The sequence below is a fragment of the Bradyrhizobium sacchari genome (genome assembly GCF_002068095.1).
In the GTDB taxonomy this organism is placed as follows: Bacteria; Pseudomonadota; Alphaproteobacteria; order Rhizobiales; family Xanthobacteraceae; genus Bradyrhizobium; species Bradyrhizobium sacchari.
The window spans coordinates 548,014-566,333 of record NZ_LWIG01000007.1 but is presented as its reverse complement, the minus strand read 5'-3'; the positions used below and the strand labels follow the sequence as shown (position 1 = coordinate 566,333).

The window sequence follows — 18,320 nt, the reverse complement described above, 5'->3', positions numbered from 1 at the left end:
CGATTGTGGTCCCGACATCAGGAAAATCGGTTCGCGCAACGCGCGGAGCCCTGCATCCCGACCTCATCGTCGGTGATGCCCAAAAATGCGGCCGTCGGCGATACGCCAATGGCGGCAGCGAATGTGCATTCTAGCCGTTTGGAGGCACGGCAGGCAAGGTACGGATGTTACGGTTGCTTAACGGGCCTTAAGCGGATGGGCCTTCTGGTGCCACGCCCAGGCGGTGCGGATCACCGTCGGCAGATCGGAGTGACGCGGCACGAAGTTAAGAACTTGTCGTGCCGCAGAGGGATCGGCGACCAGATAGGTGGGATCGCCGGCGCGGCGCGGCTTGACGGTGTGCGGCACCTCGCGCCCGGTCTCCTGCCTGATGGCGTTGAGAATCTCGCGCACCGAGAAGCCTGAGCCGGTCCCGAGATTGAAGCTGCCGCCGGCATGTCCGGCTTCCAGAAGCTTCAGCGCCGCGACATGCGCGGCGGCAAGATCGGTGACGTGGACGTAATCGCGGATCGCGGTGCCGTCGGGGGTGTCGTAATCGTCGCCGAACACGGCGAAGTCGACGTGGCCTTGCAGCGCCATCATGGCGCGCGGAATCAGATGGGTCTCGTTGTCGCGCAGCTCGCCGATGCCGCCGGCGGGATCGGCGCCGCTGGCGTTGAAATAGCGCAGGCAGAAGGCGCCGAAGCCATAGGCTGTGCGATAGTCGGCGAGCATGCGCTCGATCATCCACTTCGAGGCGCCATACGGATTGATCGGCGCGCAGGGAAAGTCTTCCGGCAGCGCTTCGGAATCGGCATTGCCGTAGACGGCGCCGGTCGAGGAGAACACGATGCGGTGGCAGCCGGCATTGCGCATGGCCTGCAGCAGCGACAACGTGCCCTGGACGTTGTTGATGTAGTATTTCTGCGGGTCGGTCATGGACTCGCCGACGAGGCTGGCGGCTGCGAAATGCATCACCGCCGTGATCTTGTGTTCGGCGAAGGCGCGCGCCAGCGCAGCGCCGTCGAGCAGATCCGCCGCCACCAGCTCCCCGGCGACGAAGCTGCGGTGACCTGTCGAGAGATTGTCGAAAACCACCGGCAGATAGCCGGCAGCGGTCAGCGCGCGGCACGCGTGCGATCCGATGTAACCCGCGCCTCCCGTGACGAGGACTGTCGGTCGATCGGTCATGTCCTGCTCGGCGTCTCTCAGCGGCTGAAGGGGCGCTTGCGCCTGAACAGAAGATAGAGCGCGCGCGGATTGGTGGTCAGATAGCGCCAGAACAGCCGGCGAGGCTCGAGCCAGGTGCGCCAGGCCCACTCCAGTCCGATCTTCTGCATCCATTGCGGCGCGCGCGAGCGGCTGCCCGACAGGAAGTTGAACAGGCCGCCGGATGTCTTGATGACGCCGACATTGGAGAGATGCGGCGTGAATTCCTCGACGAAGGCCTGCTCGCTGGGTACGCCGAGCGCGACCCAGAGATAGTCGGGTGCAAGCGCGTTGATCTCGTCGACTTTCGCGCGCAGCGCTTCGCCGCGCAGATAGCCGTGGCTGTGCCCGACGATCTTCAGGTTCGGATAGAGATTGCGGACGTTCGCGACCGCCGCGGCGTTCTCGGCCTCGCTGGCGCCGAACATGTAGAAGGTGCGGCCGATCGCTTCGGCCTTGCGCGCGACAACGTGGAACAGATCCGTGGTCGCGACGCGCTCGGGCAGCGGAAACCAGGATTGCAGCTTCGAGGCCGCCACCAGCGGCTGGCCGTCGGCATTGATCAGATCGGCGATGCGGAACAGACGCTCGGTCTGCGGTTCGGTCGAGCAGCGCGCCAGCACCTCGCCATTGGCCGAGGTCAGGTACAGCGGTCGGCCGATGCGATTGTTGGGATCGGTCGCCTCGATCATGAAATCGGCGGTCGCTTCCAGGTCGAGCGCGGCCATGCGAAGGCCGCCGATCGTGATCCGCGGCACGTCGGCGGTTGCAGCCCGACCGTCCAGATTGACGCGGCGCTCAAGCATATTGTCTGCCTCGCTGACGCGCTTGGGCTGCCGGGGTGAGCTCGTCGAGCACGACGCCGACCAGCTTGCGCTCGGCGCGGCCGAGCGTGCTCAGGATCTCTTCCAGACTGTCGTTGATGTCCATGCTGGTCGGCAGTACCGCCACCAGCGCATCGACCTCGTCGAGCAGCTTGCGGCCGCCGGCCGCGAGCGGCGTCGTCGGGCCGTCGAGGATCACGAGGTCGTAGCCACCGGCGGAGCGGGCCTGCGCGATCGCCTTGCGGATGGCCTCAGCCGCCTTGCCGGCGTCGCCCTCGGCGGCCGGCAGCACCGAGATGCCGTTGACCGTCTTGATCTCGCGCGCAGCCTTGCTGCCGTTCGAGAGCCAGCCCAGCCTGCTCGGCTCGCTCTTGCCGGGACGATGGACCTTGTTCGAGAGTGAATGGGCCTGATGGTCGGCATCGATCATCAGCACGCGGACGCCGTCGCGCGCGGCCGCGAGCACGAAGTTCAGCGCGGTCACGCTGCGTCCGGTGGTCTCGCCGCCGCCGACGAGCGCGATGACCGGCATCGCCTTGCCGCCGATGCGTCGGGCCGCGACCGCGCGCATGTCGCGCCAGGCGTTGAGCAGGCTGGTCAGGGGAAAGCCCGGGCGCAGCGTCGGCCACCCCAGTCGTGTCAGATCCACGCCGCCGCCGGTGGCGAGAATGGCGCCGAGCGTATGGATGACGTCGGCCTCCTGGAGGCGCGCGATCAGCGGCTTTGCGATCAGGGGGCGTTCGACCGCCGCAGGCTGCAGCGGTGGCGCGGCAAGCTCCGGCAAGGTAGGTTCTGGCAAGGCTTGTTCCGGCAAGGCTTGCGCAACCTCCGTGGCTCGCGAAACCTGCGGAAGCGCAGCCTCGCTGGCGTGCGCAGGCTCGGGAGCGCGCGGAGTCTGCGGCGCCGGTGTGCGCCCACGGCGGGCCTGTGTGGCTGCCGGCATGGGGGGGCCGGCGAACAGCAGCTCGGACGCGACAAACCAGCTCGATGCCGCGATCGCACCGAAGATGAAGCCGATCATGGCGAACAGGCTCATGGCCGGCGGGAACGAACGCCGCTGCGGCACGGTGGCCTCGCCGACGACACGCGCGGCGGAGGTGTTCAAGCTCTCCTGCTCCTCGGTCTCGCGCGAGCGCTTGAGGAAGGATTGGTAGACGTCGCGGCTGGCATCGGCCTCGCGCTCGAGCTCGCGCAGGCGCACGGCGGCCTGGCTGAGCTGTACGCTTTGCCGCTTCTGCGCTTCCAGCGCCCGGTTCAACGACGCCTCGTAGTCGCGGGCGCGCGTCAGGTCGTTCTTGGCCGACTGGGCGAAGCGATCGATCTCCTCGCTGATGGTGCGCTTGAGATCCTCGACCTGCTTCTCGGTCTGGCGCAGCGCCGGATGGCGCGGACCAAGTTCGCCGGCCTGCTCCGCATATTTCTTGCGGGCATCGGCATATTGCGCGCGCAGATTGGCGATGGTCGGCGATTGCAGCGCTTCGGGAATTGCTCCCGCGTCAGCGGCCGTGCGCCGGCTCGCCTCGATCTGGTCGAGCCGGGCCTGCGCATCCATTGTCGCCGCGCGGGCGGCGGAAAGCCGCTGGTTGCTGGCGGAGAGCTGCTGGTCGCTGATCAGTGCGTCCTGGGTGCCGACGAAATTGTTCTGCGCCTTGTAGGTCGCAAGCGCGGTCTCGGCATTGCGCAGCCGGTCGCGCAGCTCCTTCAGACGGCCGGACAGGTCGCTGGTGGCACGTCGGGCCGCGAGCGCCTGCGAATTGCGCGAATCCGCGAGGTAGACGTTGGTCAGCGTATTGGCGAGCATCGCCGCCTTCGCCGGATCGGTCGACCAGACCTCGACATCGACGATGAAGCTCTTCTCGGTCTTGCGGATCGTGATGTGCCGGTTCAGCGCGTCGAGCGCCGCGAGCTGCACTTCCTTCGTCTCGGCGGCGGAGGGCGCGCGGAGCTGAAGACCGATCAGGCCGAGCAGCGACGACATCAGGGTCTTGCCGTCGCCGCCGCCGAATTCGGAATCCTTGTCGAGACCCGCCTGCTGGATCACCTGGAGCAGCACGCTGTTGGAGGTGATCAGGCGCGCCTGGCTCTCCACCACCATGGACATGCCGGAGACGTCCTGCGCGCGGGGTGTGAGCTCGCGATCGACGAGCTGGAGCTCGCGCGGGTCGACATAGAGCTGGGCGGTGGCGGTGTAGCGCGGCGTCAGGCTCTTGCCGACCGTGACCGCGAGCGTCGCACCGAGCAGAGCGGCAGCCGCAATTGCGATCTTGCGCCGCCAAAGCAGGTTGACCAGCTCCAGCGCGCTGAAGCCCGCCTGGGGTCTCTGCTGCGGGGCCTCCGGTCGGGCCCGGTCTATCGGCTGGTTATAGTCCAGCATGGTCCCCAGCTTTCATTCCAACGGTCGCGGGCTGAGGGGTTACTCTTCGCTTTACGCCACGCACCCGGGATATGGGCGCCCAATCAACGCAACAGGGAAAATTAACCATACTCATTGAGGGACTATTCACCGAAATGGCAAACAAAGCGTTTAAGCGCATGCCGCGGTTTGACGCGTCGCGGCGACGCCCGGATCCCTCAGAGATTAACGGTTCGTTATCGCGCGCAACGAGGCCGCGAGACTGCGTGTTGCCTGCGATGCAATGCGCGCGCATGGGTCAGCGTTTCCGCAGGAGGACGTGATAATCGCCGCGACGGACGTCGGTCCCGCGCGGGAGCACGGCGTTCAACACGGCGGCGCCGGCATCGACGAGTGCCGCCAACAACGGCCGGCGCCGGCGCATCTCGGGATAGCGCGGACTCTCGACCTCGCGGCGGTAGATCATCTCGAGGCCGTTGGCGGCTGCGAACGCTTCGAGCCGCGGCAGCGTCACCAGTGGATGGAAGAAGGTGGGGAACGGCGGCTCGCCGGGCAGGCCAGCGTCCTTGATGCCGCGGATGTGCCGGTAGAACCAGACGTGGAACCAGTGCGGCGAATATTTGGTGACGACGCCGGACAACGAGCGCGGATTGGGCGCGCCGATCAGGATCATCCCGCCGCGCTTGAGCGCATCGCGGAAGTTCAGCAGCGCGGCGTCGACATGGGGCAGATGCTCGATCACGTTGTAGCAGATCACGAGATCGAAGGTTTCGCTCCCAAAGCTGTAGGTCTGCACATCGCCGAGGATGGCCTCGTCCGCATAGGTGTTGTTGCGGACCTGGTCCTCGTCGATGTCGACGACGGTGACCTTGCTGCGGCTCAGCAATTCCGGCGGCAGAACGCTGCACGAGCCGCCGCCGGCTTCATAGATGGCGAGCCGGCCTTGCGGCAGTTCGTGACGCAGCATGGCGTGGACGGCGAGCAGGCTGTCGCGGGCTTCGCCGGGGACCAGATCGTGCAGCGCCTGGATTTGTGCTGTGGCCGCGGGAATCTGGATCGCCGTGGCTGTCGCGAAATCGATCGTGGCTGGCTTGCTCATATTTTCTGACCGCGCTTGTTCTATTCAATTTTACAGGAAAAATCGCCCATGCCCGAAGAGCAAATCCGATGCCGCGCCGCTTCACCGGTGGCGGTGCTTACGGTCGGGTTAATGCGCATGGGCGTTAACTACGGCATTGTTCATGTCGGGCCGCTACCGGTGCGCTGGACTGCGAATTGCACCAATACGGGCGGAAGGTTTTGCAGGAGCGCGAAGGCGGGCAGGTGCATGCGCGCGGGAGGATCGGCGGCTTGACGCCGTTTTTCGCCCGTTCATTTTGGGACGCATCTGTCCCGCGGCGATGTGCCGTCGCAGGACAGTGGACGATCGACGCAGGGCTTTTTCAATAAATCTCGGACATCTAGAACGCCATGACGCTGATCCCGACAGACCTTTCCGCCAGCCGGATCGCGGATGCGGTGCGCGATCCCAACCGGGAGATCGTCGCGAGCTCCCGCGTCATCGACCTGTCGGTCGGCATCGTCGTCTGCATTCCCTGCTTCCGCCGCCCGCAGCATCTGCGGCTGACGCTGGACTCGCTGGCCCGCCAGCGCACCCCGCGTTCCTTTGCCGTCGTCATGGTCGAGAACGACGCGGCAAAGCGCGAGAGCGCGCCGGTCGCCGCCGAATATCTCGCCGATGGCAGGCTGCAGGGCATCTGCCTCGTCGAGCGGCGGCAGGGCAACTGCCAGGCGATCAACGCCGCGTTCGAGACGGCGCAGGCGCTGTTTCCCGCCGCAACCCGTTTCCTGATGATTGACGACGACGAGATCGCGTCAAGCGACTGGCTCGAGCTGATGGTCCGCACCGCGGAGGCGACCGGCGCCGACGTCGTCGGCGGCCCGGTGCTGCCCGACTTCGGCGACGACAGCCGGCCCTGGCTCGCGCGTCATCCTGCGTTCTGCCCCGCCTACGACTACAGCGGTGCGGTGCCGCTGATCTATGGCTGCGGCAATTGTCTGATCACGCGCGCGGCGTTCGACCGGCTCGGCACTCCGGCCTTCGATCTGCGCTTCAATTTCCTCGGCGGCGGCGACTGCGACTTCTTCGTGCGGTGCCGCGACGCCGGCATGCTGTTTCATTGGACGGCGGAGGCGGTCATCACCGAGACAGTGCCGCAGAGCCGCACCAGCTTCAGCTGGATCGCCAAGCGGGGCTTGCGCATCGGTGCGATCAATTATCGCGTGCAGTACAAGGCCGCCCAGGGCGCTGGAGCGCGGATGTGGGTGTTTGCGCAGATGCTTGGGCGGTTGCCGCTGTCGTTGTTGCGTGCGGCGCGCCTGCTTGCGACGTCGAAGACCGTCGTCGCCATGCATCCAGCGCTGGTCGCGCTCGGCTCCATGCTGGCGGCATTCGGCATCGAGCCGAAGCCCTATGAGGCGTCGAAGATCGTATCCTGACGCTGCAGGGAAGGATTAGATGCCGAAGCGGGCAAGAACGGTCCTGGCCGCGGCACGCGGCAGCGCCTTGAGTGAGCGCCGGCCAACGATTGCAAGATAGCCAAGAGCGTCGCGATATCTGCCAAAGCGGACCGCTTGCATCGCCGAATAGGTGACGAGATGAATCTCCGCGGCAAGGCGCAGCCCGGCCGCGGTGCCTTCAGGCAGTCTCGCCAGGATCAGGCCGTCGTCGAAGACACGCGCGATCGCGGGAAAGAAATCCTTCGGCGTCCGCACCGCCGCGTTCATGGTGTTGGCGGCGTGCAGGCGGTAGTCGAGCAGCAGCTTCGGTGCGAACTCGAACTCGCCGATCGCGGCAAGGCGGCACCAGCAATGCCAGTCTTCGCAATATCTGAGCGACGTGTCGAAGCCGCCGATGGCGCGGAACGCCTCCGCGCGTGCGAGCGCGATGCCGCCATTGACGATGAAATTGCCGGCCGCAAGTCGCGTCAGTACGTCGCCCGACGGCTTGCGGCGTCCCTTCAGCAGGTCGCGCCGGCCGATCTGCCGTCCCTCGCTGTCGATGGTGTTGTAGTCGCCGTAGACGAGGACCGCGCGCGGCGCGCCGCGTGCTGCCGCGAGCAGCGCCGCCACCGCGCCGGGGCGCAGCCGGTCGTCGGCATCGAGGAAGAGCAGCCACTCGCCGCCCGCATGCCGCGCGCCGAGATTGCGCGCTGCGGACACGCCGGCGGCGTCGTTTCTCATCAGGCGGAGCCGTGGGTCACGGACGGCGCGGACGATCGCGATGGTGTCGTCGATCGAGCCGTCATCCACGACGATCACTTCACTCACCTCGCCCTGCGTCAGCGCGCTGGCTAGGGTTTCGCCGATATAGGCCGCAGCGTTCTTGGCGGGAATGACGACGGACACCGAATTCGTCGAGCCGACCTGCCGCGGCAGACGTGCCGGCGTCGCCACGCGGGAGGAGGCCGGCAATTCGAGAACGTCTTCGGCGGTGATCAAGCTGCGGCTCGTTCTTAATGATCTGTTAACCGGGGCGCATCTGGCGAGTGGGGAGAACCAGACGATCGAAAAGTCGCGGGCGGATGATACTCGCATTGCCGGCGAAGCGTTGCGGGCAAGGGCTGCACGGTGCCGGTTTCGTCAAATAACGTTAAGTCGGCGGCACTGAGCCTGCAGAAATATGGAGCGTGCCACACCTCGGTTCCGCTGCAGAAGGTGCGTGCTGGTTGACGGTTGGTTAATGGCGATGAGGTAGGACCTGAAGCTACGCCGGCTTTCACCACCTGCCTTGAGCCATGGATCGCAGCGCCGCTGACACAACTGACGTCGAGGCCCCATCGCTCGGCCACATCCTGCGGGACGGCCTTGCCGAGCTGAATGCCGTGCGGGCCGCGCGCTGTCTTGTCGTGATCGCGGCGCTGCTGCTCATCCTGGTGACGCTCGATCCGTTTCCCGACCTGCGCAGCGAGGACGCGGCTGCAATTGTCGGCGGACGCATGGCGCTGACCTATGTCGCCTGGGGACTTCTGGCTCCGGTTGCGGTGCTGCTCGTCGCGGTCACGGATGCACCCGCGCTGAAGAGCCTGGTGACACCGCTGCATCTGTGTCTGGTCGGCTGGCTGCTGATCAACATCGTCTCCTCCGAGAGCCGCGGCGTTTCGATCCAGCGCCTTGCGCTCGCGGCCAGCGTGACGTCGCTCGCCGTCCTGCTGCCGCTGCTGCCGCCGACGCAGCGCAGCTTCAATGTTTGCCTCGGCGTCGCCGCACTGGTGCTGCTCGCGCTATGTTATCTCGGCGTTGTCCTCGCCCCGCAATATTCCATCCACACCGCGCTCGACGTCACCGAGCCGCAGCTTGCAGGCGACTGGCGCGGCAGCTTCGGCCACAAGAACGTCGCCTCGCCGGTGATGACCGTGCTGGTCTATGTCGGCATCTACCTGTCGGCCGTCGGGTCGTTCGTGATGGGTCCGGCGATCGCCGCGCTCGCCAGCATCTTCCTGATCTTCACCGGCGGCAAGACCTCGTCGGTGCTGTGCCTTGCGATCTACGCGCTGGCATCGCTGGTCTACGTCACACGAAGCCTGTGGCTGAAGCGGCTCATCTGCTTCGTGCCGCTGATCGCGATGAATCTGCTGACGGTCGGCAGCGTGCTGAGCCCGGCGCTCGGGACGGTGACACGGCTGCTGCCGCTCGATCCCACCTTCACCGGCCGTTCCGCCATCTGGGAGTTCGCGCTCGCGGCCGTCGCCGAAAAGCCGGTCATCGGTCACGGCTATGCCGCCTTCTGGGACGACGTCTCCACGCGGCAGACCGCACAGGGCGCCGAATGGGCGACGTCAGCGGCGCATAGCCACAACTCCTATCTCGATCTCGCGGTCACCATCGGACTTCCCGGGCTGCTGCTCGTGGTCGTCGTCTTCGTGCTCGCGCCGCTCGGCAATTTCCAGTCTGCCCAGGCTCATAACCGGAGCAGCGCGCTGGCCAAGCTGTTCCTGACCGTCTGGCTGTTCGGCCTGTACTACGGCGCCACCGAGACTTTCCTGCTCGAACGACAGAACCCGATCTGGTTCATGTTCACCGTCGCGGTAGCGGGCCTGCACTTCCTCGCAAGGTTCCAGTGCGTTGACCAGGCGGAACCCCAACACTGACACCTTGTCGCAGTCGCGGCGGTTGTACCGGCTTAAGGATAAGTCGCGACGTCGCTTGTGGTCTGCGACAAAACATATCTATCTCGAAGCATTCAGTAATCAGATGTTCCGCCGATGACGTTTCACCGCGTCGAGCAACCAGATGGTCTTGGGTCCAGCACGTCGGGAATCGCGGTCGATTTCTTGCGTGACTGGCGGCAGGCCGCACCGCGCCTGAACGCAGGTCATCGCACCGCTTTCCAGCATGGTTACTGGCTCGGCGCCTGGTATGAGGCGTTTGGCGATGTGGCGCCGCTGATCGCCGTGATCTCCGATGCCGCGACCGGCCAGGACATCGCGATCGTGCCGATGATCAGCCATGTCAGGCGCGGCACCCGCATCGTCGAATTCGCCGATCTCGGCATCTGCGACAACAACGCGCCGATCCTGGCGAGCGACGTGGACTCGGCGGCGGTGGATGCGATCGGTAGGGCGCTGGTCGAGGCGTTGCGCGCCTTGCCCGACCGCTTCGATCTGCTGCGCCTGAAGAAGATGCCGGCGCAGGTCGGCGGCAAGCCGAACCCGCTGGTGTCGCTCGGCCGTGTCGGATCCTGCTCGCTCAACAGCAACCTCGTGCTCGTCGGCGACGACTTTGCGGACTATCGGGCGTCGATCGGGCGTCTGCAGCTACCGCGGTGTTGGCGCGTCTTCAGCCGCCTTGGCAATGCTCGGTTCGAGCTCGCGACGGATATCGAGCGCGCGCGTGAATTCCTCGATGTGATGGACCAGCAGCAGGCGGAGCGGATGAGACAGCTTGGCTTGCCGTTCGTCCTGAACGACGATGTTCACGCCCGATTCTATCGCGAGGTGGCGCGCCAGGGTGTCGCTGAAGGTTATGCCGTCATCTCGGCCCTGGTCTGTGACAGGGGCATCGCGGCGACGACGTTCGGCGTCCGCTATGGTGCGACCTACCTCCTGCTGCGCATGAGTCACACCGGCAGAACCTGGGCGAACTTTTCTCCCGGACTGCTCGCGACCGAACGCACCATGGAGGCGCTGCATGCACAAGGCGTGCGCCGCTTCGATCTCAGCATCGGCAATCAGGACTACAAGCGCCGGCTTGGCGCCGGGCAGGTACCGCTGACCGACGCCAGCGTCGCGTTGTCCTGGCGCGGATTGCCGCTTGCCTGGCGCGATCACGCCGCGCAGGGTCTGCGCCGTCACCCCAGGCTCGCCGCTCTCGCGGCGCGGGCGATGCGCAAGGGGACGCGCTGATGGGCGCCACCTGCTTCCCGTTCGACGCGTTGATGTGACGGGAAGCTCGTCAGGAGCAAAACCGAACGGGCGTGACCGTGTTGGCCGGCATCACGACTTCGTGCACCCTGCACAATGAAATCGTCCGCGCGAGGCCTTGAACAGACTGCGGCAATACCACCGCCGCGCCAATGCTTGCGCGGGCCTGCGGATCATCTGCGCGATCAGGAGGAGTTCGAAAGCCATTCTTATCGCTTTTGTTGGAATAGTCCGTGCACCAAAGATGGGGCGGCATTCCCGAATGAGAATGCCGCCCCATTCGCATCAGCCATGCAGCTCAGCCACGAAGTTTCTTCGCGGTCTCCGCGATCTGGCGGCCCTGATACCGCGCGCCGGCGAGCTCGTTGGCGCTGGGCTGGCGGCTGCCGTCGCCGCCGGTGATCGTGGTGGCGCCGTAGGGCGCACCGCCCGTGACCTCGTCGAGCTTCATCTGGCCGGCAAAGCCGTAGTTGAGGCCGACCACGACCATACCGAAATGCAGGAGGTTGGTGATGATCGAGAACAGCGTCGTCTCCTGGCCGCCATGCTGGGTCGCGCTGGCGGTGAAGGCGCCGCCGACCTTGCCGTGCAGTGCGCCCTTGGCCCAGAGCCCGCCGGCCTGGTCGAGGAAGTTCGCCATCTGAGAGGCCATGCGGCCGAAGCGGGTGCCGGTGCCGACGATGATCGCATCGTAATTGGCGAGGTCCTCGATCTTGGCAACGGGGGCTGCCTGGTCGAGCTTGTAGTAGGAGGCTTTGGCGACCTCTGCCGGCACCAGCTCCGGCACGCGCTTGATGTCGACGGTTGCGCCGGCCTCGCGCGCGCCTTCGGCAACGGCGTTCGCCATCGCTTCGATATGGCCGTAGGCGGAATAATAGAGGACGAGAACTTTGGTCATGTGTGGTCTCCGTTTGGATTGGTGAGGTGGTTGGTGTTTGGATCGTTACGCCGCGTCGACGAGCACGAGCTCGGAGTCTTCGAGCGCAGTGATCTTCAGCCTGGCCTCGTCGCGGATCGCGGCGCCGTCGCGGGCGTTGACGCGGACGCCGTTGATCTCGACTGCGCCGGCCGCGGGCACGAGGTAGAGATGCCGCGACGTCTGCGGCTCGTACTCGGCGCTCTCGCCGGCCTTCAGCTTGGTGGCGAGCACCCGCGCATCGGCGCGGATCGGCAGCGCGTCCGTGTCGCCTTCGATGCCGCTTGCGATGGTGACGAGCTTGCCGGAGCGGTCAGCCTTGGGGAAAGGCTTCGAGCCCCAGGTCGGCTGTCCCCCGCGCGCCACAGGCTCGATCCAGATCTGGAAGATCCGCGTCTTGGTCGGTTCGAGATTGTACTCGGAGTGGCGGATGCCGCTGCCGGCGCTCATCACCTGCACGTCGCCCGCTTCAGTCCGGCCCTCGTTGCCGAGGCTGTCCTGGTGGGTGATGGCGCCCTCGCGCACATAGGTGATGATCTCCATGTTGGCGTGGGGATGGGCGGGAAAGCCGGTGTTCGGCGCGATCTCGTCGTCGTTCCATACCCGCAGCGCGCCGTGACCCATATTGTTCGGGTCATAGTGGCTGGCGAAGGAGAAATGATGCTTGGCCTTGAGCCAACCGTGGTCGGCGCCGCCGAGCTTTGCGAAAGGTCTGAGTTCGATCATCGAAATGGGTCCTGGTTGGAGGGGAGGGGTTTGGCGTTACGCACCAAACCCGCCGTCGACATTGAGCACCGTGCCGGTGACGAAGGAGGCTTCCGGGCTCGCGAGGAAGACCACGCCGGCGGCGACCTCCTCGGGGCGGCCGAAGCGCTGGAGGGCGTGCTGCTTGCGCTGGGCTTCCGCGAAGTCGCGGTCGTCGTCCGGATTCATGTCGGTGTTGATCGAGCCGGGCTGCACCACGTTGACGGTGATGCCGCGCGGGCCGAGGTCGCGCGCCGCGCCCTTGGTGTAGCCGACGACGGCCGCCTTGGTGGCGACGTAGTCGGCAAGGCCGGGGAACGAGGCGCGGTCGGCCAGCATCGAGCCGACGGTGACGATGCGGCCGCCTTCACCCATCAGCTGCGAGGCGGTGCGGATCGCCGCGATCACGCCGTGCACGTTGACCTGGTCCTGGCGGGCGAGGGCGTCGATGTCGGCCTTGGCGTCGTCGGTCGCGCCGCCCGCGGCGACGCCGGCATTGTTGACGAGAATGTCGAGACGGCCGAACTCCTTGGCGACGTCGTTGACGAGCTGCGTCACGTCCTTCGCTGAAGCCTGGTCGGCCTTGAAGGCCCGCGCCCTGACGCCCTTGGCCTTCAGCTCGGTGACGATCGCTTCCGCCTTGTCCGGTGAAGCGACGTAGCTGATGGCGACATCAGCGCCTTCATCGGCGAGTGCGCGGGCAGAGGCTGCGCCGATGCCGCGCGAGCCGCCGGTGACGAGGGCAACTTTGCCTGAGAGCTTCTTGGTCATTGGATGTCTCCATTTCGTGGGTTTGCGATTGACCCTTGGATAAGGCTTCGTCTGTGGTATAGAAATAGAAACTATCGAAACGCATTGTTTCCTAATAATTCCAGTCGGAGCGGCTCCCATGGCAAAACTCCCCGATTTCGAGGCGCTCGCGATTTTCGCAAAAGTCGTGGAATTACGGTCGTTTGCGGGGGCCGCGAGCGAGCTTGCGATGTCCAAGGCGACGGTCTCGAAGGCCGTGACGCGGCTCGAGGAGCGGCTCGGCGCCCGNCCCGCCTGTTCAACCGCACCTCGCGCCGGCTCGCGCTGACCGATGCCGGCCACAAGCTCGCCGACCGGGCGACGCGTTTGCTCGCCGACGGCGAGGCGGCCGAGAACGAGGCGCTGGCGCAGTCGGTGGCGCCGCGCGGCCTGGTGCGGCTCGCCGTGCCCATGACGTTCGGCATCAAGGCCGTCGCGCCGCTGCTGCCGGAGTTCTTCGAGGCCTACCCGGAGGTCTCGGTCGATCTGCATCTGAGCGATGCGACGGTGGACCTGATCGGCGAGGGGTTCGACATGGCGGTGCGGATCGCGCGGCTGCCGGACTCGTCCCTGATCGCGCGCCGGCTTTTCACCATGCCGCGCTTCACGGTGGCAGCGCCGTCCTATCTGAAGCGTCACGGCCGGCCAACGCATCCGATGCACCTGGCCGAGCACAAATGCTTCAGCTACGCCTATATGTCGACGCCCAACATCTGGCACTACACCAATTCCGCCGGCGAGCAGGCCAGCGTGCGTCCGGGCGGCCCGCTCCGCGTCAACAACGGCGAAGCCGTGATGCCGTCATTGATCGCCGGCCTCGGCATCGCCGAGCTGCCCGAATTCATCGTCGGCGAGGCGATCTCCTCCGGCGCCGTCGAAGTCATCTTGAAGGACTGGAAGCAGGCCGAAGGCGCCGTGCACCTGGTGACGCCGCCCGGCGGCCCGCGCCCCGCCCGCGTCGAAGCCCTCGGCGATTTCCTCGCGGCGAAGCTGCCGGGCACCTGCAAACGGGGGCCGAAGAAGGGCGGCAAAACGGGATAACTACTTTGGTGGGCACGGCGCTTTGCGCCTTTGCCCACCCTGCAAGACCTCGCTAGTCTAGCGTCCGCGCAAGCTGTCGTAGGGTGCGCAAAGCGACTTGTCCGCCGGAGCTCGAAGAGCGAAGGCGGAAGCGTGCCCAAGCGTATTGCCCGAGGGCCCGACTATGACACCTTCACGCCGTTGATCGCGACGATGCGCAGGCTCGGCTTCAGCGTTCCCTCCAGCCGCGTCTTCAATTCGTGCACGCGCGGATCGGTCGAGTGGGCCGCGCAAACCCCGTATTGATGGACGGATTGCGCCAGGGCCCGCCGCGCTTCCGGTGTTCGTGTCAGGTCCGGCTCCGAAAGCCGCAAGACGATGGCGGCGAGATTGACCAGCATCTCGTCCAGAGCGACGTCGATAGTCCCAAGGTTGCGCATCACTCCCTCCCGGGGAGGGCAACCCACGGGCCGGCCGATGCGTTCCGCGCCCGGCCGGACATGGTTAAGGCTTCGTAAACGTCTTGTTCTTGCCGGTCGCCGCGCTAGGCTGGTCGGCGAAACATAAAGAAAATCAGGGGGAGGTACCACCATGGATCGACGCGATCTCTTGCGCGCCGCCGCAGCATTGCCGTTGTTGCGGGCTGCGCTGCCGGAAAACGCCTTCGCGCAAACCTATCCGGTGCGCAACATCACCATGATCGTGCCGTTTCCGGCCGGAGGCCAGGCCGATCTCGCGGCGCGTCCGGTGGCGATGGCGCTGGAGCGCATCCTCGGCAGACCCGTCATCGTCGACAACCGCGCCGGCGGCGGGGGTGGATCGGTCGGCAACGCCGCCGCGGCGCGCGCCGAGCCCGACGGCTACACGCTGCTGATGACGCTGTCCTCACTCGCGGTGCTCCCCGAGGCCGACCGGCTGTTCGACCGCCCCGTCGCCTACGAGGTCTCGCAGTTCATGCCGATCGCGCGCGTGCTGGCCGATCCCACGCTGCTCGCGGTGCCCGCGTCGGCGCCCTGGAAGACGGCTCAGGATTTCGTCGAGGATGCGAGGAAGCGTCCGGGCCAGATCACCTATGGCTCGTCGGGTCCCTACGGCACGCTGCACGTCGCGATGGAGATGTTCGCCAACAGCGCCGGCATCAAGCTCATGCACGTGCCGTTTCGCGGCGCGGGCCCTGCGCTCACCGCGTTGCTCAGCGGCACCGTGCAGGCCATCGCCGCCGCACCCGGCACGCTGAAGCCGCAGGTCGACGACGGCAAGCTGCGCGTGCTCGGCAATTGCGGCGCGCAGCGCATTGCGAGCTTCCCTGACGTGCCGACCTTCCAGGAACTCGGCTACATGGATGTCGAGATGTACATCTGGGCGGGCCTCTTCGCGCAGAGTTCGCTTCCTGCGCCGATCGCGACCCGCCTGCGCGAGGCGATGGCACAGGTGATGACGAGCCCCGATGTGCTCAAGGCCTTCGAGGCATCAGGCAGTCTCGTCGCCTATCAGGACGCGCCGGCCTTCTCGCAATTCGTCGCGGCCGACAGCACGCGCCTGATCGCGGCGGTGAAGAAGATCGGCAAGGTGGAGTAGGTTCCAACTCCTCTTCACATTTTGTTGTTGGTTCAGAACCTGTCCGCGTCTCATTGTTTGATGAGAATTCGAGAGACTCGGGAAGGGATAGAAAGATGCGAGCAGAGCGGATTGCACTGGGTGTGGCGCTTGCGATCGGGGGCACCGTCGCGCAAAGCGCAACATTCGCCCAGGAATATCGCGGAACCATGGAACAGCAGATGGCCTGCACGCCCGATGTGTGGCGGCTGTGCAGCGACCAGATTCCGGACGTGAACCGCATCGTCGCCTGTCTGCAGCAGAATACGCCGCAGCTCTCGAGCGGGTGTCGGGCCGTATTTCAGTCGAACAACCAGGCTCAGCCGCAGCAGCCGAGCCCGCGCAATCGCATTGCGCCGCCGCCGCGCTATCATTCTGCGCCACCGCCGCCCGCCGCCGCGCAGACACTCCCCCGGACTTACGACGATGACAACTAGCGCATGATGCGGACCCGGAGGTCCGCGTTAGCGCAAAGTGCGCAGCGGTTTTCCGAACGGATCATGCTCAAACGACAACCTGAAGCGCGATGATGAGCCATCCCGACCTCATCGTGCTTTCGCGCGCCATCCATCCGGAACGGTGAGCTCGTGCGACGTTGGCTATGCTTCTGACACCGCCGCGATGGCGCGGTTGGCCAGTTGAAACCGCGGCGACCTGAAACCAATCCTCTTGATGTCCGGGTGTTGCGAACAGGCCAAGCCTCGCGAGCGAGGCGCGTGGTTCGCATTGATCGCCGTCGCCGCGAGATAACACCGAGCGAGATTCATTATACAAGATTCGTTATAATTGTTTGTATGCGTTTCCGCACGCACATGTTGTGTGTTTATTAATGGTTGTACTGGCAAAAACCTCGCGGAAAATGCTGGAATGCCGGAATGCCAAACAACAGCGGATTTGGGCGGGATCATTCGGAGCTGGCTGACGTCAACCCGAATGCTGAGGAAGACATAGAGGTTTCTTTACGACTGTTCCGGCTGAACTGGATGATTATCGCGGTCATCCTCACCGTCTTTGAGCTGGGGCTTCTGCTAACCGATTTCAGTGTGCGGCTGAGCGGCTACCTCGTTTTTCTCGGGATGGCCGGCCTCTACGGTTACATTGGACATCGCAACGTCCGGGCCGGATCCAGAAACCCGCGTATCTTCGCGACGCTCTTCACGCTTGCGCAGATCGTCCTGCTGCTCTTGCTGGTGATGTCAGTTGGCTACATCGCGGCGGCGGCGAATCTCCCGATGCAGGAAACCAGCCTGCTCGCGCTGGACCGCATGCTCGGATTGGACTTCCGGGCCTATGTGGGTTTCGTGAACGATCGTCCGGACGTACTGCGCGCGTTCGTGCTCACCTACGATTCCCTTCACAGGCAACTGCTTGCCCTGGTCATATTTCTTCCCCTGCTCGGCTATCATCGACGGGCGGCGGAGTTCGCGCTGGCCTTTGGCATCACGCTGATTGCGACGATGATCGTTTCCGTGCTCGTTCCGGCCACGGGCGCCTATGCCGCCGCTGGGCTCGTGCAGGCGGACCATCCGAATATCGAGCCGATCTGCTATTATACGACAGTGCGGGAGCTTCCGCTGGTGCGTGATGGCACCACCCGGGTTCTCGATGCGTTTAGCCTGGGGCCGATCTTCACCTTTCCAAGTTTCCACGCCATCAGTGCGGTGCTCTATGCCTGGGCCATGTGGCCGCTGCGTTGGCTGAGAGTCTTTGGCCTGCTGTGGAACGGCGTCATGGTGGCCGCAACGCCGATCGGCGGGGGACATTTTTTCGTCGACGTCGCCGCCGGAATATTGATCGCATTGGCCGCGATTTATATGGTCGGTCGTCTCGGGCGATATCTCGCGCGCGGTACGCAACCGGTACGGCGGACATTGCTGCAGCCCTCGCGGCCAGCAATCGTGGGCGCGCAGTAGCCATTTCCGCCTGGCTCAGCGCGGACCGATGTGGAGCGCAGACGGCGCCATGTCTGCCAGGAGCGAGCCGGCGTTCTTGCCCTACGGCCTGTGCTCGCAGACATCGACCCATTCGGCCGCGGTCAGCTCGGCCATCCGCTCGGGCGTGATCCGCACGGCGCTGTGGGTGGAGCCTGCGGCCGGGACCACCACGTCGAACGCCTTCAGCGAGATGTCGCAATAGACCGGCAACGGCGCCTTCAGTCCGAACGGGCAGACGCCGCCGACCTCGTGACCGGTGATCTCGGCGACCTCCTCCAGCCCCAGCATCTTCGGCTTGCCGCCGAATTGCGCTTTCACCTTCTTGTTGTCCATGCGCGAGGTGCCGGCGGCGACGATCAGGATCACGCGCTCTCCAACACGCAACGACAGCGTCTTGGCGATCCGTCCGGGCTCGACGCCATAGGCTTCGGCGGCCAGCGGCACGGTCGCCGAGCTGATCGGGGATTCCATGACGGAGATGTCGGGGGCTTTCTCGGCGAAAAAGGCGCGAACGGATTCCAGGCTCATTCAAGT

Annotated in this window: 17 protein-coding genes and 1 pseudogene; 8 read left to right on the top strand and 10 right to left on the bottom strand. The window is 65.5% G+C overall.

Features of this window, described 5'->3' with window-relative positions; genetic code table 11:
• Nucleotides 1-177 precede the first annotated feature (177 nt).
• The 4 genes from galE to A5906_RS09130 all read right to left on the bottom strand — a co-directional run bounded on the left by galE (nt 178) and on the right by A5906_RS09130 (nt 5,464).
• Complete coding sequence (galE, locus tag A5906_RS09145; RefSeq protein WP_080134864.1) at nt 178-1,170, bottom strand: UDP-glucose 4-epimerase GalE; 993 nt, start codon at nt 1,168-1,170, stop codon at nt 178-180.
• Nucleotides 1,171-1,187: 17 nt separating this feature from the next.
• Nucleotides 1,188-1,994 carry a WecB/TagA/CpsF family glycosyltransferase gene (locus tag A5906_RS09140; protein ID WP_080134863.1) on the bottom strand — a complete coding sequence of 269 codons (807 nt, stop codon included), beginning with the start codon at nt 1,992-1,994 and terminating at the stop codon, nt 1,188-1,190.
• A complete protein-coding gene (locus A5906_RS09135; protein ID WP_080134862.1) occupies nt 1,987-4,386 on the bottom strand; it encodes an exopolysaccharide transport family protein in 2,400 nt (799 codons plus the stop codon). Before A5906_RS09135 ends, A5906_RS09140 begins: the two co-directional genes overlap by 8 nt.
• 277 nt (nt 4,387-4,663) lie before the next feature.
• Entirely contained in the window at nt 4,664-5,464 is an 801-nt protein-coding gene (locus A5906_RS09130; protein WP_080134861.1) for a class I SAM-dependent methyltransferase, read from the bottom strand.
• Between the two features lie 371 nt (nt 5,465-5,835).
• On the opposite strand from A5906_RS09130, the gene A5906_RS09125 reads away from it, so the two are divergent.
• On the top strand, nt 5,836-6,864 hold the full coding sequence (locus A5906_RS09125) for a glycosyltransferase family 2 protein (RefSeq protein ID WP_080134860.1): 1,029 nt from the start codon (nt 5,836-5,838) through the stop codon (nt 6,862-6,864).
• A gap of 15 nt (nt 6,865-6,879) precedes the next feature.
• Here A5906_RS09125 and A5906_RS09120 read toward each other — a convergent pair whose 3' ends face one another.
• Nucleotides 6,880-7,866, bottom strand: coding sequence for a glycosyltransferase (locus A5906_RS09120; RefSeq protein WP_080134859.1), 987 nt, complete (start codon nt 7,864-7,866; stop codon nt 6,880-6,882).
• 296 nt (nt 7,867-8,162) lie between these two features.
• Between A5906_RS09120 and A5906_RS09115 the strand changes: the two genes are divergently transcribed.
• Entirely contained in the window at nt 8,163-9,515 is a 1,353-nt protein-coding gene (locus A5906_RS09115) for an O-antigen ligase family protein (protein ID WP_080134858.1), read from the top strand.
• A 114-nt stretch (nt 9,516-9,629) separates the two neighbouring features.
• A complete protein-coding gene (locus tag A5906_RS42940) occupies nt 9,630-10,769 on the top strand; it encodes a GNAT family N-acetyltransferase (RefSeq protein ID WP_080134857.1) in 1,140 nt (379 codons plus the stop codon).
• Between the two features lie 316 nt (nt 10,770-11,085).
• On the opposite strand, the gene wrbA is transcribed toward A5906_RS42940, so the two are convergent.
• Genes wrbA through A5906_RS09095 form a run of 3 tightly spaced genes read right to left on the bottom strand, consistent with a single transcriptional unit; the run spans nt 11,086 to nt 13,218 of the window.
• The gene (wrbA, locus tag A5906_RS09105; RefSeq protein ID WP_080134856.1) at nt 11,086-11,685 is read right to left on the bottom strand and encodes an NAD(P)H:quinone oxidoreductase; all 600 of its coding nucleotides are present in this window, start codon (nt 11,683-11,685) and stop codon (nt 11,086-11,088) included.
• Between the two features lie 45 nt (nt 11,686-11,730).
• On the bottom strand, nt 11,731-12,429 hold the full coding sequence (locus A5906_RS09100; protein WP_080134855.1) for a pirin family protein: 699 nt from the start codon (nt 12,427-12,429) through the stop codon (nt 11,731-11,733).
• 36 nt (nt 12,430-12,465) lie between these two features.
• Nucleotides 12,466-13,218 carry an SDR family NAD(P)-dependent oxidoreductase gene (locus tag A5906_RS09095; protein WP_080134854.1) on the bottom strand — a complete coding sequence of 251 codons (753 nt, stop codon included), beginning with the start codon at nt 13,216-13,218 and terminating at the stop codon, nt 12,466-12,468.
• 118 nt (nt 13,219-13,336) lie between these two features.
• Between A5906_RS09095 and A5906_RS44150 the strand changes: the two are divergent.
• Nucleotides 13,337-13,485 (top strand): annotated as a pseudogene (locus tag A5906_RS44150) (helix-turn-helix domain-containing protein); the annotation flags it as partial.
• Between the two features lies 1 nt (nt 13,486).
• Nucleotides 13,487-14,277, top strand: a 791-nt coding sequence (locus A5906_RS09090; RefSeq protein WP_245326647.1) for a LysR family transcriptional regulator, incomplete at its 5' end; no start/stop codon positions are given.
• A gap of 161 nt (nt 14,278-14,438) precedes the next feature.
• Here the strand turns inward: A5906_RS09090 and A5906_RS09085 are convergent.
• Nucleotides 14,439-14,696 carry a hypothetical protein gene (locus A5906_RS09085; protein ID WP_080134853.1) on the bottom strand — a complete coding sequence of 86 codons (258 nt, stop codon included), beginning with the start codon at nt 14,694-14,696 and terminating at the stop codon, nt 14,439-14,441.
• Between the two features lie 151 nt (nt 14,697-14,847).
• Between A5906_RS09085 and A5906_RS09080 the strand changes: the two genes are divergently transcribed.
• The 3 genes from A5906_RS09080 to A5906_RS09070 all read left to right on the top strand — a co-directional run bounded on the left by A5906_RS09080 (nt 14,848) and on the right by A5906_RS09070 (nt 17,765).
• Nucleotides 14,848-15,834, top strand: coding sequence for a tripartite tricarboxylate transporter substrate binding protein (locus A5906_RS09080; RefSeq protein ID WP_080134852.1), 987 nt, complete (start codon nt 14,848-14,850; stop codon nt 15,832-15,834).
• 95 nt (nt 15,835-15,929) lie between these two features.
• Nucleotides 15,930-16,289, top strand: a complete 360-nt coding sequence (locus A5906_RS09075) for a hypothetical protein (RefSeq protein ID WP_080134851.1) — start codon at nt 15,930-15,932, stop codon at nt 16,287-16,289.
• A 438-nt stretch (nt 16,290-16,727) separates the two neighbouring features.
• A complete protein-coding gene (locus tag A5906_RS09070) occupies nt 16,728-17,765 on the top strand; it encodes a phosphatase PAP2 family protein (RefSeq protein WP_080134850.1) in 1,038 nt (345 codons plus the stop codon).
• Nucleotides 17,766-17,846: 81 nt separating this feature from the next.
• Here the strand turns inward: A5906_RS09070 and A5906_RS09065 are convergent, their stop codons facing one another.
• On the bottom strand, nt 17,847-18,314 hold the full coding sequence (locus A5906_RS09065) for a YbaK/EbsC family protein (protein ID WP_080134849.1): 468 nt from the start codon (nt 18,312-18,314) through the stop codon (nt 17,847-17,849).
• Between the last annotated feature and the right edge of the window lie 6 nt (nt 18,315-18,320).